At 36.9% G+C, this 15,436-nt stretch carries 10 protein-coding genes and 2 pseudogenes; 9 read left to right on the top strand and 3 right to left on the bottom strand.

All coding sequences use genetic code 11. The features are described from left to right. The first annotated feature begins 21 nt into the window (after positions 1-21). The gene (locus SSOP1_RS05910) at positions 22-1,275 is read left to right on the top strand and encodes an APC family permease (RefSeq protein ID WP_009991567.1); all 1,254 of its coding nucleotides are present in this window, start codon (positions 22-24) and stop codon (positions 1,273-1,275) included. 7 nt (positions 1,276-1,282) lie between these two features. On the opposite strand, the gene SSOP1_RS05905 is transcribed toward SSOP1_RS05910, so the two are convergent. Further along, positions 1,283-3,991, bottom strand: coding sequence for a glycoside hydrolase family 57 protein (locus tag SSOP1_RS05905; RefSeq protein ID WP_009991569.1), 2,709 nt, complete (start codon positions 3,989-3,991; stop codon positions 1,283-1,285). A gap of 198 nt (positions 3,992-4,189) precedes the next feature. Here SSOP1_RS05905 and SSOP1_RS05900 point away from each other — a divergent pair, with 198 nt between their 5' ends. From SSOP1_RS05900 to SSOP1_RS05880, 5 genes and pseudogenes are all read left to right on the top strand, one after another. Further along, entirely contained in the window at positions 4,190-5,761 is a 1,572-nt protein-coding gene (locus SSOP1_RS05900) for an extracellular solute-binding protein (RefSeq protein WP_010923220.1), read from the top strand. An 8-nt stretch (positions 5,762-5,769) separates the two neighbouring features. Further along, positions 5,770-6,648, top strand: a complete 879-nt coding sequence (locus tag SSOP1_RS05895; protein WP_009991572.1) for a carbohydrate ABC transporter permease — start codon at positions 5,770-5,772, stop codon at positions 6,646-6,648. A gap of 10 nt (positions 6,649-6,658) precedes the next feature. Beyond that, entirely contained in the window at positions 6,659-7,540 is an 882-nt protein-coding gene (locus SSOP1_RS05890) for a sugar ABC transporter permease (RefSeq protein WP_014511622.1), read from the top strand. Then, entirely contained in the window at positions 7,537-8,643 is a 1,107-nt protein-coding gene (locus SSOP1_RS05885) for an ABC transporter ATP-binding protein (protein WP_009991575.1), read from the top strand. The genes SSOP1_RS05890 and SSOP1_RS05885 overlap by 4 nt, the downstream gene beginning before the upstream one ends. An 11-nt stretch (positions 8,644-8,654) precedes the next feature. Beyond that, positions 8,655-9,578 (top strand): annotated as a pseudogene (locus SSOP1_RS05880) (glycoside hydrolase family 15 protein); the annotation flags it as partial. A gap of 68 nt (positions 9,579-9,646) precedes the next feature. Here the strand turns inward: SSOP1_RS05880 and SSOP1_RS05875 are convergent. Next, entirely contained in the window at positions 9,647-10,729 is a 1,083-nt protein-coding gene (locus SSOP1_RS05875; protein ID WP_009991578.1) for an IS256-like element ISC1250 family transposase, read from the bottom strand. Positions 10,730-10,842: 113 nt separating this feature from the next. Here SSOP1_RS05875 and SSOP1_RS05870 point away from each other — a divergent pair. After that, positions 10,843-11,766, top strand: a pseudogene (locus tag SSOP1_RS05870) (glycoside hydrolase family 15 protein); the annotation flags it as partial. A 270-nt stretch (positions 11,767-12,036) separates the two neighbouring features. Here the strand turns inward: SSOP1_RS05870 and SSOP1_RS05865 are convergent. Further along, the gene (locus SSOP1_RS05865; RefSeq protein ID WP_009991582.1) at positions 12,037-13,452 is read right to left on the bottom strand and encodes an MFS transporter; all 1,416 of its coding nucleotides are present in this window, start codon (positions 13,450-13,452) and stop codon (positions 12,037-12,039) included. 669 nt (positions 13,453-14,121) lie between these two features. Here SSOP1_RS05865 and SSOP1_RS05860 point away from each other — a divergent pair. Together SSOP1_RS05860 and SSOP1_RS05855 are read left to right on the top strand one after the other, a co-directional pair. Then, on the top strand, positions 14,122-14,550 hold the full coding sequence (locus SSOP1_RS05860) for a HEPN domain-containing protein (protein WP_009991583.1): 429 nt from the start codon (positions 14,122-14,124) through the stop codon (positions 14,548-14,550). Further along, the gene (locus SSOP1_RS05855; RefSeq protein ID WP_009991584.1) at positions 14,513-14,959 is read left to right on the top strand and encodes a nucleotidyltransferase domain-containing protein; all 447 of its coding nucleotides are present in this window, start codon (positions 14,513-14,515) and stop codon (positions 14,957-14,959) included. The genes SSOP1_RS05860 and SSOP1_RS05855 overlap by 38 nt, the downstream gene beginning before the upstream one ends. Positions 14,960-15,436: the final 477 nt, after the last annotated feature.

Genomic DNA, 15,436 nt, shown 5'->3' with positions numbered 1-15,436 from the left:
GGTTAACGTTAAACACAGTGTGTGAGTAGAAGAAAACTTTCAGTTTTTGAAGCCTTTTCACTGTCCTTTGGAGGACAAGCGCCCTTTACCTCAATAATTACATTTGGTACTATAGGTCTACAACTTGGTGGATCCTTCTTAACTATTGCCACAATTATTGGGACGATTCTAGTGTTAGTGAATGGCATAGTAATATATAGATTGTCGTTAAGGTATTCCCAACATGGAGGATACTTCACCTATGCCTTCTATTCGCTTACCGAAAGGCTAGGATTAGTAACTGGATGGCTATTTTTACTTTATGCATTTAGTTATGGTGGTACATTATTAGCTGGTTCAATTTACATTATAACAAGTTATTTAAAGATAAGTGCTGACCTAGTTGCATTTCTAGTCATATTATTTTCAGCATTTCTGGTTATAAGGGGTTTAGATGTTTCCGTTAAATACGCCGAGTTCATAAGTATTGCTGAGATAGTTGCAATAATTGTCAGCTCAGTTGTGCTATTGTTAGGGACGAAACCAAGTTTTAACTTAACGATTCCGACTAATCCCTTTCTAGTTATACTTTACGCCATAGGAATGCCCATAGGTTATGGAAATTTGAACCCAATGAGTGAAGATATAAAGAATGCGAAGAAAATTGTGGGGATAATTACTGTTATCGTGATACTTTTAGGTGGATTGCTATCAGCTTTGCTTTTTTACGCCAGTGCGCTATATGGGACTGATTTGATAGAAATTCTTTTAGATAAGGTTGGATTCATATTTCCCTATTTGATCTTCTCAGCTTTAAATGGTGGAATATTGGGTGGAATAGCCTATATTATAGCGATGTCTAGGATCCTTCATGCAATGTCATTAAAGAATCTTATGCCATCGATTATTTCATCGGTTAAATATAATAGACCATATAACGCTGAGGTCATATCACTCATTATCTATACTGTTATTTTGTTTCTCCTAACTCACTTCGTTGGGCTATATACAACCTTTCTAGTTTTAGGGGGACTTACGGTATTAAGCTATTTGATAATATCACTTTCAGCCAATCTTTCGCTATTTAGGATAGCGTTGAAAAAACTAAGGAAGAGAAAAATGGAAATAACGATTGCGATCACTTCTACGTTATTATCCTTAATAATATTAGTGTATTCGATACAAGAAAACACTCCCATAATTAACTACATATTCTTCGCTTGGATAATTGCTGGGTTTATCTATGCAGAAGTACTTGAAATAGCAGGAAATAATGGAAAAGATGATGAAGATTAACTTTAAACTAAATGTGCCCCCTCTTCATTACTATAACTATTATTGCTGACACTACTAGTATACCAACTAACGCCAACAGGTAAGTTCCCATGGAACTTGTTGATTTGTTTAGATTAACTTGATATTGGGCTACTAGGAATCCATAACTATTAATGGGTATTAATGTTAAGCCTACTTGTGAAGCAGAAATAGGAGAATAAAGTGCTATTTGAAGTTGACCGGACACATTAGATATTTTTATCTTAAAGTTGTTTTGTCCTTGACTTAATATTATAGGTAATTGTATTTCTTGCTTACCGTTGGTAATTACCAGTAATAAATGTACCGTAGTGTTGATTCCGTTATATATGCCGAGCTTTAAGTTATTTCCATCTAACTTTACACTTTGTAGTTTTATTAGATCAAACTGCTGTTTAACCTCTGAAATTATCGTAGAAGTGTAGAGCAGTGCTTGTTCTTTAAACCATAATGGACCATAGGCTGGAGGACCAGTCTGCCAAGTCCAATCACTACCTTCTGCAACATATAGGTAATTCCATAATGTATCAAATAAATTAGTTGAATTAGGTGTCTCATTCAAAGGTAGATAGACTAATGGTGAAATGTTGGCTCCAACAGCTGCAGTGTAAGCTACTAGATATTCCCTAGCTAGCGAAACGTTTTGCCATATTTCAGTCTTTCCAAGGTATCCATTATTCCAATAGTTTAGATTAAGATCCCATGAATTCACAAGTAAATTGGTTATTACACTGTAAGGCTTGTGAGTAGCTATTGCCTCACTTGCAGTTTGAGTTATTAGCCATTGCCCTTGATATTCGGATAAAGCTTGATAGATTGCGTATAGATCAGCTGGGCCAGTATTTGGATTGAAAATAAGAGGATTCTCCCCATCTAAAGCAACTGTAACAACACCACCTGGATTGTTCATATATATTTCAGCCAATTGTTGTATAAGTTCTTGTGCAGTAAGCTGAGGAGATTGGCTAAAGAACTTAAAACCAAATTCGTTAGATAAAGTTGTGTTTCTAAATAGTACAATAATAGTTTGACCTAGATTATTCTCTACGATAAAGGGCTGATCTGGGTTCAACGAACCTCTAACCAATGTAACGTAAGGTAAGAAGGCTTGTTGGTCAAGTATAGTATAGGATATATTACTCTCATTATAAAGTCCTACTAAATCCATGTCAAATGCCATTTCCGGAGTCCACGTTCCATTAGCCCACACTCCAAAAACTTCATGAGTGAAATTCTCACCCATTCTGATTTGAGCTAAGACGTCGCTCCAATAACCATCTTGAAGTAGCAATGGCTGTAAAGGATGATAAAATGGCACTGTAAGGACATCTACCTTACCCTCATTAATTAATTGCCTATAGAGATTAATGGTATAATTTACAGCAGATATATCATGATTGGGAATAATTCCAAAATTAGACGTAAAGCTATAATTCTTCTCGTGCAGTATTGTCTCCCATTGATATAATAGAACAGGTGTGAAATCTATCGTTACGCTAACGTTAAACTGTCTTATCAATAACGCTTGAAGTTCATAGGCTCCGACTAAACTTCCATCCCAGTAGAAGTCTTGCCCAGTGTGTAACCATACCCAAGGTTGCTCCCAACTACCATTTGGAGCTACATAAAGAGGCTGGTGCATATTCCAGACTATTACTAAACTTAAGGGCTTCTTTCCAGTAGTGTTTAGGACATATAATTGTGGTAGAGTTGCTTGTCTTTGAAGAGTATTATTCACGTAAATGCTTAATTGTGGATAGTATATACCTTGTGGTATTTGGGAGGTATCTAGTGTTAGGGATAATAGATTATATCCCGGTTTTAACGTTGAGGAGATATTGTATAATTTGCCAGCGATCTGAATCGAAATTGAGGAATTAATCGCTTGCGAAATAGTGTTCTGTAGATATATTATAACACTTACTGGCTGACCCTCAACGTAAACATATCTATTATATGAAGCATTGATGTATTGAATGAATGAATAAACATCTTGTATTGCGAAGTTTTGACCAGATGTGTTGTGATACCATTGATTTAGAGTCAGATCGTGATAGACCCATTGTACCCATTGGCCTGGCTTAAAAGGACCTATGATTATCGTATAATTACCCCATAATGGATTGTAAGTCATCAATTCATCAGTTATATTACCCCATGGTAATCCCGTTTGGGGTCCAGTAGTTAGCCCATAATGTATATCGAGCTGGTCTGGTGCTCTTCCTATTGCAGTTATTAATATTGAACCGTTTTGAAGCACTGTAGCGTAAGTTTGCCCTACATTTGGAGGATTAACCTCTAAATTCCAATTCCAGAATGGATGATTATCGTAATTTATCCATTGTCCAGTAGTATTATCGTAAAACACCCAACCTATCCAGGTTCCATTAGCGAAAGGCCCTATGGTTGCGCTGAAATTCTGCCCATTCCATTTCATTACAACGTTTGAGATGTTAGTCCACGCTTGTTGTGGTCCGTTCTCTATTCCGTAGTGTAGAATAACGGTGTTATTCCATGGTATACCTCCAATATAAATGGATACCATACCATTGCTTGACACAGTAAAGTTTACGCTTATTGACTGTGATGTTGGAATGAGGAATGAACAAGAAATTAAACTTAGAAGAAAAAATAGAGTTAAAAATGCCTTCGCTGTTTTAGGCAAATTACCCATGGCTAAAATTGCAATTTTTATCATTATAAACTTTTCTACTTACATAGAGTTTTATTTGAAAGTTACCCCGCTATGTAAAATCTTATAGATGATTTTCCCTATATTAATAACTAAAAAATTCCCACATTTGTGATTAACTATCATTATCAAACATTTAGGCAAAAATCAGCAAGCTAAACTTTTATACCATAGAAAGAATTAAATAAATAAGGTGGGTTCGCCTTGGGTAGAAAAGGGAAAAAGATAGATTATAAGGCGATTTCAAAGACATTAGTAGCGGTTATAATAGTTGTAGTGATTGTGATAGCAATAGGAGGTGTTTATGCATTTTTAAGCAGCCAACATTCACCAGCTGCACCATCATCAACAACTACCTCTTTTACATCTACAACAAGTAGTACAACAACCTCAAGTGTTCTAAATACTAGTAACCCTCAAGCTTTAATGCAGTTGGTTGGTATCTCAACTCCGCCTTCCACACCAGTTACAATAACAGTATGGAATAGTTATAGTACCTCTGAAAATCAAGCGTTTAATGAAACACTAGCTCAGTTCGAGCAAGCATTTCCATGGATTCACGTTCAAGTAACATATGGAGTTGGAGTTGGTACTTCCCAATTCGAGACTGCTGCAAAAGCTGGACAAGCTCCGATAGTATATAGGGATACTAGTGATTCTGGAGGCGCGTTATTCGCTGCTGGACTAGTACTAAACTTATCTCAATATTTGCCTCAGAGTATAACGTCTCTATACGTACCTACTGCAATAAAAGATTGGGAATTAAACGGCTCCTTATATGGACTACCAGATAATGTGAACTATATTGTTATGTTCTATAACAAGAAGTTCGTCCCGTATCCTCCTAACACTACTGAACAGCTAGTACAAATAGCCGAAAGCGTTAACAAAACTTATCATGTCTGGGGAATAGCATATGGAGCTGGTGATGAATATGGGTATAGATTTGCAGCGTGGTTTGCCGGATTTGGAGGACAAATATTTACTACTAATAATGGCAAGATTGTTCCTGCTTTAAACAGTACTGCTATGGTTAACGCATTGAACTTCTGGTATAATTTAACTTATAATCTTAAGGTCAATTACTTGGCTCCTTCTACTGGTGCTGGAGGTGCTGAAGGTCAGCTATTTGTTGCCAATCAAACTGCCATAATATTTGATGGTCCTTGGGATTTAAATGCGTATCTCCAAGCATTAGGACCTAATTTAGGAGCTGCACCGCTACCGGTAGTTAGCCAAACTGGATTAAGAGCTGCACCATTTATAGGTTCAACTGGCTTTTTAGTATCTTCACCTCAAGCAAGCGGTGCTACACCATTACAGATAAAGGCAGCATTATTATTCGTTCTATATTTCACTAACTATCAGGCTGATTTGAGATTATGGGAAGTTGCACACGATATACCAGCTAATTTGCAAGCCTATAATGAGGCTCTAACCCAATTAAAGGAAGGAATGTTACAACCAACATACCTTAATCAAATAATGGAAGGCATTTTAGAACAAGCTCAATATGGTCAACAATTCCCCAACATACCCCAAATGGCGTACTACTGGAACTCATTCCATCAATATGCCAGTGAGTTCTTCGCTAATAAGGTAAATGCGACTCAAGCATCGCAAGGAATGGAACAAGCTTTTATTCAAGCTCTTGTTCAAAACGGCCTAATGTCTTCACTATCACCTTTACCCATAATTCCTCAGTATATGTTATTACTAATCTCAGTGATATTAACGCCAATGGTCGTAGTGATTACTCCTAGAAAAAGATGGTGAATCAAGAAATGAAAAAAGAAAAGTTATTTTCCCTTTTTTATATTTTGCCCATAGTCATAGTAACAGTTTTCCTCTTCGTATTTCCATTACTTTATTCAGTTTATATTTCATTTACTAATCTAAGCTTATTACACTTTTTAACCTACAGTTATGTTGGATTGAGGAATTATCTCATTATATTTCAATATGGCTATTTCTTGGAGCTGTTAAAGAATACGTTAATCTGGACTATAGGTAGTTTGTTAACGATGATGTCGTTAGGTTTTGTATTAGCCTTGATTCTAAACCAAACAGACCTTAAGGGAAGATCAATTTTTTACGCTATATTAATACTACCTTGGGCTTTTCCGGGCTTTATATCTATTCTAATATGGCAAGGTTTATGGGTAGATCCGTACGGGATGATGAATAGGCTAATCTTGCCATTACTCCATTTACCTAAAGTGAACTCTTTGACTTCAACTACTGATGCTTGGATAGAGCTAATAGCCACTAATGATTGGCTTTCGTTCCCATATTTTATGACAGTGTTCTACTCAGCATTACAGAGTATACCTAGAGAACTGTACGACATAGCAGATTTAGACGGAGCTAATGCTTTCACAAAATTCTTAACTATAACATTACCCTCTCTCAAGAGGACTATTGCATTCGTGTTCATAACTAGCTTCGTGTTTACTTGGAATAACTTTTATCCAATTTATGTCCTAACCGGTGGAGGTCCCGGGATCTCGACTGAGACATTTATAGTTTATGCCTATCAAGAGGCCTTTAGCTACAATAATTTCGCTCTAGCAGCTGCTTGGTCCATAATATCAACCATTTTCGTAATAGTTTTAGGAATAATAGTTATCAAATACACGAGAATTTTAGATTCGTTTACATGAGGTGATTCACATGATGCAAATAAAAAAATATAGGTTATTTAAAATCCTAAGATTAGCCATCTCATATTTAGTGTTAATAATTATGGCTGCTTTTTCTATATTCCCGCTCTATTATGTCTTCATGACATCTTTCAGCAACGCTCCAAATTTGATTTCACTAGCTGTGTCGGATTTATTGCCTAAACACATTTACTTCACAGCCTACAAATATTTATTTACTACAAACTTATATGGAGGCTCTTTCCCGTTATGGATAAGAAATAGTTTAATATTAGCTGGTTCTACCGCTATCATATCAGTTCTATTAGCCTTAATAACTGGATATGCCCTATCTAGGCTCAACGTGCCTGCTAAGAAAATTTTAGCAACTTTCATCTATATTGTTACGTTTTTCCCATACACCGCTTCTGCAGTACCCTTATATCTATTGTTTGCTAAGTTCCATTTGCTTAACTACATAGGTCTTATTTTAGCCTATACTCCTGGAACATCAATTTTTGCAGCTTTCATAGCAAAGTTAAGCATAGATTCGATTCCTCCATCATATGAGGAGATAGCAATGATCGATGGTCTATCTAGATTTGGGGCATTTTTAAGAATAGTGATGAGATTGGCATTACCAGTGGTGGCTTTAACAGCTCTATTAGGCTTTAGTGGAACATACTTGGATTTCGCATTAGCGTATTCTTTTCTCCTTCCCAACGTAAAGGAGTGGACTGCAACGATAGGGCTGTATTATATGGCTGGTTTACTAAATCAAGCAAGTGCTCCAGCATACAATATATTTGCAGCTGGAGCAGTTATAATGGGGATACCGTTAATGGCATTGTTCATTGTTTCGCAAAGAATGATGACCCGTGCATATAGTAATCTGGCAGGGGTGAAGCAATGATGAGTTACGTTAAATTAGAGAATATTTGGAAGGAGTATGAGGAGAAGAAAAGGAAAGTGCAAGTTCTTAGGGGACTGAATTTAGAGATAGAAAAGGGAGAATTTGTAGTAATCTTAGGGCCATCTGGAGAAGGAAAAACTACAATTTTGAAGATTATAGCTGGATTATTAAGACAAGATAAGGGACATGTCTATTTGAGAGGTGAAGTTGTAGACGATTTACCTCCTAAAGATAGAAGAGTAGCAATGGTACCTCAAAACTACGCAATATACCCTTTTATGTCAGTTTATGATAACATAGCGTTCCCGCTAAAAGTAATGCACTTGTCAAAAGATGAGATAAAGAAAAGGGTGTTAGAGGTAGCTAGAATGCTAAGGATAGACAATTTGTTAGAGAGGAAACCTAGCCAGTTAAGCGGAGGGCAAATGCAAAGGGTTGCTATTGCAAGGGCATTAGTAAAAGGAGCTGATATAATCCTAATGGACGAACCTTTATCTAATTTAGACGCACAAGTTAGGGTAGTGGCTAGAGAAGAGCTCAAGCAACTACAACGTGATCTTAAGCCTACAATAATATACGTTACTCACGATCAAGTTGAAGCTCTAAGCTTAGCAACAAAAGTTGCAATACTTCACGATGGTGTAGTACAAGCTTATGGCGATCCGATGGAAATCTACAAGAGACCAAATAGTGCTTGGGTAGGGAGCTTCTTAGGAAATCCCCCAATGAACATTATAAGAGGTGAAATAGAAGGCGACTCCATAATAATAGATAGCTATAGAATAGGATTACCAGAAGAGTACAAAAATTTAGTGAAAAATGGTCAAAAAGTTCTTGTAGGAGTTAGACCAGAAGATATGGAGATACGTAATAGTGGAGAAATAGAAGGAAAGGTTGAAATGGTAGAGGATCTAGGACCATATAGTATAATTCACTTAAAGATCAATGAAGAAACTACTATTAGAGTTATAGAGAAATCATTGTCTAGACGAGAAAGGGGAGAAAAGGTACGAATATCCATTGATACTAGCAAAGTAGTCCTCTTCGATGCTTCAAGCGAAAGAAATCTACTTGAGCAATATGAGAAAGTGAGCAAGAAGTGAGAGGAGAAGAAATTATTTTTATAATTCTGATATTTTTATCCTTTCTAAACCCCTTGTTAACATTTTCTGCTACATCATCACTGAAATATTATTCACCATCTTATCTACTATTAAACAATTGGAAAAACCAATCCATTTGGATAGTAACCGGAATACCAGTACCGAATCCCCAACTTAATGGATTTCCTCTCTTTAATACATCCATAAGAAACTTTTACATTGGAAAATACGGTATAGTTAACCTCACCGTGAGCTTTAACGTTATAACGACTTTAGCCTATTTGAATCTCAATAATACCATTAATCTAGCCTCCACTAGTGGAAATATCTCTATAATCATGCCACCTAAAACTCCATATATCCTTATTCTGTTAAATGCGAACTCAACAACCTCGATTGATATTGCCACTAATACTAGCATATCAATAAACAATTCTATTATTAGTGTAGACACTACTCCCCAAATTTACATTTTAACGAATACTAGTTACCTTATTCAGAACAAGACCGTAAAAATAAACGTTAACAAAGGAGAATGGTTCTTGGAGTTGAGCATTGGAGAGAAACCTAATTTTAACATATCGGGGTTACTTGAATTAAATGATATAGAAGTAGAAAAATGGCTTAACGCATCTAAGTTACCAAATAGCTTGCCAAACGATTTATTGAAAGAATACTATCTTTCACTTCTACTAATTAAAGATGACCAAAATCCATATTTAGGGACATTCGCTGCTTCACCATCACCAATTTATCTGTTTTCCTGGGTGAGGGATTCGGCCTTTAGTGCTATGGCCTTGCAATTGGCTGGACATTACGACTCCGCTTTAAAGTTTTGGCTATGGATGAGTCATGCTGAGCAATTACAACCCGGAGTTTGGTACACTAGATATGATTTCTATAATGGCAATCCTGATACTACATTTGGAATACCAGGGGCGGCTCAGGAGTCCATTGCGAATTGTATTTCCTGACTCTTAATTACACTTATTCAATGTATAAATTATTGGATATATTTCTGAGGAATTGGGAGGAATGAAGATGATTGTAATATTATTACAATAGTGAGAAAATAGGTCAATAGGTTGTAGTAGAGGGCTATGGCCCGCGCGATCTGGAGTATCCTCCAGGGACTGTGAAACGACCCGAACCTCCTCCTCTCCAGGAGCGAGTTGAAGGACTCGACCAGGTTGTTGGTCTTGAGCCATTTCCAGAGCTCCTTGCTCGCAACGAGGTAGCTTAGAAGGGTTGGGTTGGTCTCGGGCTTGATCTCTCCGAGCTCGGCCGACGAGGTGATCGCGTCTAAAGCCTCCCTTTCCTCCTTGGTCGCGCGGCGCTTGAGGTGGACCAGGCAGCCCTGCCTTCCCACGTGAAGTTCGGCGAGGGAGATGGCCTTGTCCAAGGCCTGGATCCCGTCGGCTACGACCAGGACGAAGCTCGACCTCTTCCAAACCCTGACCAGGAGACTCCAATAGGCCATGGTGTCCTCAGCCTCGCTTACGATGACCTCGAGTACCGCCCTCCTTCCTTCCTGGGTCACGCCAATGGCCACCAGGAGGACAGCCTTTCGCCTCTTAAGCTTCACGTACTTCCCGTCAACTATAACGTACCTGAAGTCACCGCCAATTTCAATCTCGGGCATCCAGATCTTTGCGTTGAGCTTACCACCCTTCACCGAGTAGACCGCCATCAAGGCCATGAATACCTTCCTTTCCTCCCTCAGGAGAGTCTCCTCAACCTGCGTCCTCACTCTCCCCTCACAGTAAAGCACGGGAAGCCTCACCGAGATCCACTCCAGCTCGTACCTCATCTCCCTTCCCACCATCACAATCCTAAACCCCTTAAGGAACCTGTACCTCGCGTAACCCTTCCTCTTCACCTCCTTACCCCTCCTGTAGTTGGGGCTCACCCTCTCCGCCTCCTCCAAGGCCATCCTCTCGATCTCCGGGACCGATTTGTTTAATAGGGCATCATCGGGTAATATCTTGGGGACGAGCGTGAGGGTCGAGCTCTGTCCGGGTCCCTCTACGAGCTCCCTTAGCTTAACGCCGTAGAGGGCTACCTCGTTAACAGTTAAGAGTTCCATGATATTACCTCATGCTCGCCCCCTATTAGTATTACTCAAAATGTGGAATCAATTTCTCTTATCTAATTCTATAGAAATAAATTGAAATCGCAATGGACTCCTGAGCCGCCCGAATACCAGAGCTTGATGGAATAGGATTATACGAAGTTGGAGTAAATGAATATTATAATACTACTGATAATGCGACGTTTCTTAAGCAAATATTACCTACATTAGATAAGTGTGTGAAGTATCAGATTAAAGAGATAACTGAGTCCAATTACCATCTGCTTCCACAAGATCTAAGTGTATGGGAGGATAGAGACGCATATCACTTCTGGACAGAAGCTTTTAACGTTCTTGGATTACAAAGCGTTGCTGAAATATATAAGGCACTAAACTTTAGCAATTACACTATAGTTCTAAACTACGAGAAAGAATTAAATCAAAGCATTTTGAAGAATTTCTGGAATAACGATTATTTTGCCTCAGCATTAGGAGTTTCAGTTATATTTGAAGGGGGGAAAAGTGAGTCAATATTGACTCCAGAACCCCCATCAGTAGATTCCGCTACGTTATTACCAATTGATTTTGGTTACCTTCCTCCCACTTCCAATTACTCCATTTCAAACTTTAAACTAGTAAACAGAACGCTCTTCCTAACTGGCGGGCTAGCAAGATTCCCTAATGATATGTATCATTACTCCCAATCGCTTTACGATGCTAGTGCCCCAGAACCTCCTTGGATGATAACCACATTTTTTGAAGCCTTATACCTAGAAGAATTAGGTAAAAGCAATGAGGCTTTAAACTTAATGTATTGGGCTTATAATCACTCCCAACATGGCCTTTTACCAGAAGCTATAGATCCTAAATATGCATATCCTTTACCTACTACGTCACCATTAACTTGGTCATCAGCAATGTTTGTAATAACGGCTTTAAACTATAAGCCCCCAAGCGAGTCACAAAGTGTATCTCCTTTATTATACGTTATAATTGTGATTATACTAGCTACTATTGTAATAACGGTAATTAGCGTATTGAGGAGAAGATAAAAATTTTAACATTAGTATTTTGGAAAAGTTCTTAGACTATGATCTAGTGGTATATCCTTTGCCTAAAGCTATAAACTTTCTGAAAGCACTAATGAAGTTTCCATATTAACTATTTTTAGCGTTCATACTTTGTGGACTTATTGGATTTTACCTAATATTAATGAGCTATCACGAAGCTAAATTGTACATCCGTACAGGAATTGAAACGAGTACATGATTGTAGTCTAATAGTAAAAATATATTCAATAGATCAAAAAGCATCTCAATTGTTCACTTTGAAACTTGAGTTCTAACCTCCTTACCTCTAATTGCAGAAAGTACTAACGCTATTGCTAAGATAGCTAAGGAAACGTAAAATGCGGCCTTTAATCCTGTTAGAAACGCAGAAGCCACACCACCTATAAGGTTTGAAGTCCCTAGGAAAACCTCAAATGCCACATATCTAGGAATGACGATAGATGATACGCTAATTGCTATTGTATAACTGATTATACTCCCTAAGTTGGCTAATGTCCTTGCTAGTCCAGACGCACCACCATAAAATCCCTTAGGAGCATTTGCCATGATCGCGCTGTTATTGGCAGGGAAAAACAATGAAGAACCTATGCCTCCAATTGTAGAAGCCAATATTACAATATAGAGTGGGGTATTCAGGGAGAGAGTGAGGTAAATTAAGACAGCAACTATCATTAAACTTAACCCTATAGTAGCGGGCATTCTAGCACCTATCTTATCAGATAATCTACCAGTAAATGGAGCTACTAGACTGGCTAAGACATAACCGGGAACGAGAAGAAGGGACGCATTAAGAGGTGACAGAGCTCTTATGCCTTGTAAATACATTATTATAATAAACGCCGTAGCTAAATAACCAGTACTTTGTAAGAAAGACGCTAACAATGAAAACGTGAAGACTCTATTACCCTTAAAGACCCTTAAGTCAATTATTGGGAATTCATGTCTTCCCTCTAACCAGAAGAATATTAGCAAAATTACTAGACCAAGGGAAATCAAGACCATATTCAAAGCTCTAATCCCATATCCAGCAATATCGACAGCGCCATAAACCATGGATGACAATGCGACTAATAGAGTACCCATTCCAGCAATATCCAATTTAACTTTCCTAGTTTCTAAGGTTTTGATGTACCTTAAACCTAAGATCAATGCGATAATTCCTATCGGTACATTAATGTAAAATATGTAACGCCAACCAACGAAGGTAGTAATAAATCCACCTAGGACTATACCCAATGTAGCTCCAGCATTCCAACCTATTGCAGTATATCCATAAGCCCTTCCTCTTCTATTTGGAGGAAAAATATCCGCTATTATTGCCCCTGCATTGGCTTGCATCATAGCTGCCCCAATACCTTGAATACCCCTAAAGACTACTAAATAAATCGCATTGGGAGACGCCCCACATAACGCTGAACCTAAGGTAAAGATTGCAAAGCCTAAGTTGTAAAATTTCGCCCTTCCATATATGTCGCCCAATCTTCCCAACTGAGTAGTGAATACTGCTATAACTAGTAAATACAAAATGATTACCCAGATCATAATGAATAGGTCTGCATGTAAGTCTTCAGTTATTGTTGGTATTGCCAAAATTACTATTGTGGTATCTATTGCTGACATCAAAGTCCCAAAGACTAGAACTAGAAGTGCTAGATTGCTTGAGTTCATAATTAATAGTTAACACTCTAACTATTTATGTTTTTCATATTAGCGTTATGCCAAATAAAAATTAGGATGAGATAATTTCATACCCTAACGTGAGTCTAGACTCTACTTCCCTTAAGTTTAAGATTAAAATTTAGGAAAAAGAGAGTATAATAGAATATTTCTCTACTTTTCTCTTGTTTTAAGTATATAGGAAAAGAACCTTGTGACATTCATATTTTTACTCTCAATCACTACTATTTTTACTAGATCCATAGGAAATAATCAGAATGGGGTATTAAGCGTGGTTTCACGTTGTATCGTTGATTTTAGGAACTAAAACACTTCTGGAAAAGAGTTAGGTCAACTTGACAAGTTAACCTCCAGTTATCTGAACAGTGTATTACTAGAAACGATAAGACCCATAAACTCCAGTGGAAATCATGACATTTTGGATTTTTAGTTTAATTGAAAGTAATACCTTCCTTGCGTAATACACGTAAGGAAAACACAATTTAGATAGCCTTTTTTCAGAAAGTCGTTTTAGAAATAAAAAGGATATAGCATAAAAATTTACAATGACATTTCTGCTAAATTTCTGTGAAGCATAAAAAGGGAGATTAGCACTAAGATCTGATAGTATAAATAAAAAGACTTCTCAAAAGATTTATTCTTTTGCTTTGAAAGTTACTTGTGATTCCACCTAAGTTTAGAGAATATTCTAAGGCCTTCTTAAATATAGCAAAAAAAGATAATATTAGAGCTAAAAGAGCTTTAGAGCTTAAAGATTATCCTGAATGTCTCTTTTACTCTCAACAATCTGTTGAAAAAAGCGTGAAAGCGATGTTAGAAGTAAAATTGATATATAAGAAAGAACACGACATTATAGCAGATGCTTCGAATAATTTACAAGATCTTGGAAACGAATTAGATGTAGTCTTGAACGCATTAGACTATCTTTCTGGCGCATGGAACATATCTAGATACCCGTTTTTTAACGGAAATAATATAACTACCCCAGAGGAGTTTGTAACTGAGGAAATGTGTAAAGAAGGAATAAAGTATTCTGATGAGGTGATCGAAATTGCAGAGAATTATCTTAGAAAACATGGAGTTATTTAGAAAAGCCACCTTTTTATTGAGAAGAGAAGGAGTACTTGCAATAGTATTCTTTGGAAGTAGAGTTATGGGGAAATATAAGAAGGACTCTGATTTGGATGTATTAATTATTGTAAAGGACGAAGCAAAGGAATTGAATTTTAGCGATGCTAGATTGAGATTCGTAAAAGATACAAATATTTATCTGGATACTGTTATAATGACAAATAAAGAATTTAAGAATAATCTAACTCTAGGAACTGTTTTAATGGGAGTATCTATAGCATTTTGTGTTACATACGATGAAATTAACGTTTACGAGGAATTAGAAAAGTGGAGTAACGATATAAGGAAATACGGTGCTGTACTTCAACTACCTTATGGGAGTTTTATTGTTGGTAGAACTATTAGAAAGTGCAAGATAAGTTTCTAATTAGCTAATTTTTGAGTTGTCCAGCCAATTCAAGTATTCATCTTGAATTCACTTTATTTCAGAGATAGTTACGAATTTAACTCAATGAAAACAACTGACTAGCAGAGATACATGATTACCAATGTTAACATTTTTATATTCACATTATTAACAAATTACAAGTCGCAAAGGGAAGTCGAAAAAGAGACTTGAATTAGCCCGTTCTTAAAGAGTGACCTTTATTTATAAATAAAATAATATTAAGTAAGGTTATGTCTAATATCCTCTTAAATAGATCACGTTTCTTAAAAAATCTTATCTTTCAAATAGACTATAATATACATAAAGTTCAAACCAGATTATAAGGTTCCTCCAGAGCACGTATAATTTCTCGTTACCAAATCTAATACTTACGAGATTCCCGAAAGTTAACACGATTATGACTTAAATAAATTATGGGATCTTTACAATCACTTATATATATATATATATAAGAGC

It is taken from the genome of Saccharolobus solfataricus, assembly GCF_900079115.1.
Lineage (GTDB): Archaea > Thermoproteota > Thermoprotei_A > Sulfolobales > Sulfolobaceae > Saccharolobus > Saccharolobus solfataricus.
This window is presented reverse-complemented; position numbering and strand designations above follow the sequence as displayed.

What these genes read in the sequence shown, in the direction of transcription:
- SSOP1_RS05905 (WP_009991569.1), bottom strand. Translation starts at nt 3,991, where the DNA reads ATGATAAAAATTGCAATTTTAGCCATGGGTAATTTGCCTAAAACAGCG.
- SSOP1_RS05895 (WP_009991572.1), top strand. Translation starts at nt 5,770, where the DNA reads ATGAAAAAAGAAAAGTTATTTTCCCTTTTTTATATTTTGCCCATAGTC.
- SSOP1_RS05890 (WP_014511622.1), top strand. Translation starts at nt 6,659, where the DNA reads ATGATGCAAATAAAAAAATATAGGTTATTTAAAATCCTAAGATTAGCC.
- SSOP1_RS05885 (WP_009991575.1), top strand. Translation starts at nt 7,537, where the DNA reads ATGATGAGTTACGTTAAATTAGAGAATATTTGGAAGGAGTATGAGGAG.
- SSOP1_RS05875 (WP_009991578.1), bottom strand. Translation starts at nt 10,729, where the DNA reads ATGGAACTCTTAACTGTTAACGAGGTAGCCCTCTACGGCGTTAAGCTA.
- SSOP1_RS05865 (WP_009991582.1), bottom strand. Translation starts at nt 13,452, where the DNA reads ATGAACTCAAGCAATCTAGCACTTCTAGTTCTAGTCTTTGGGACTTTG.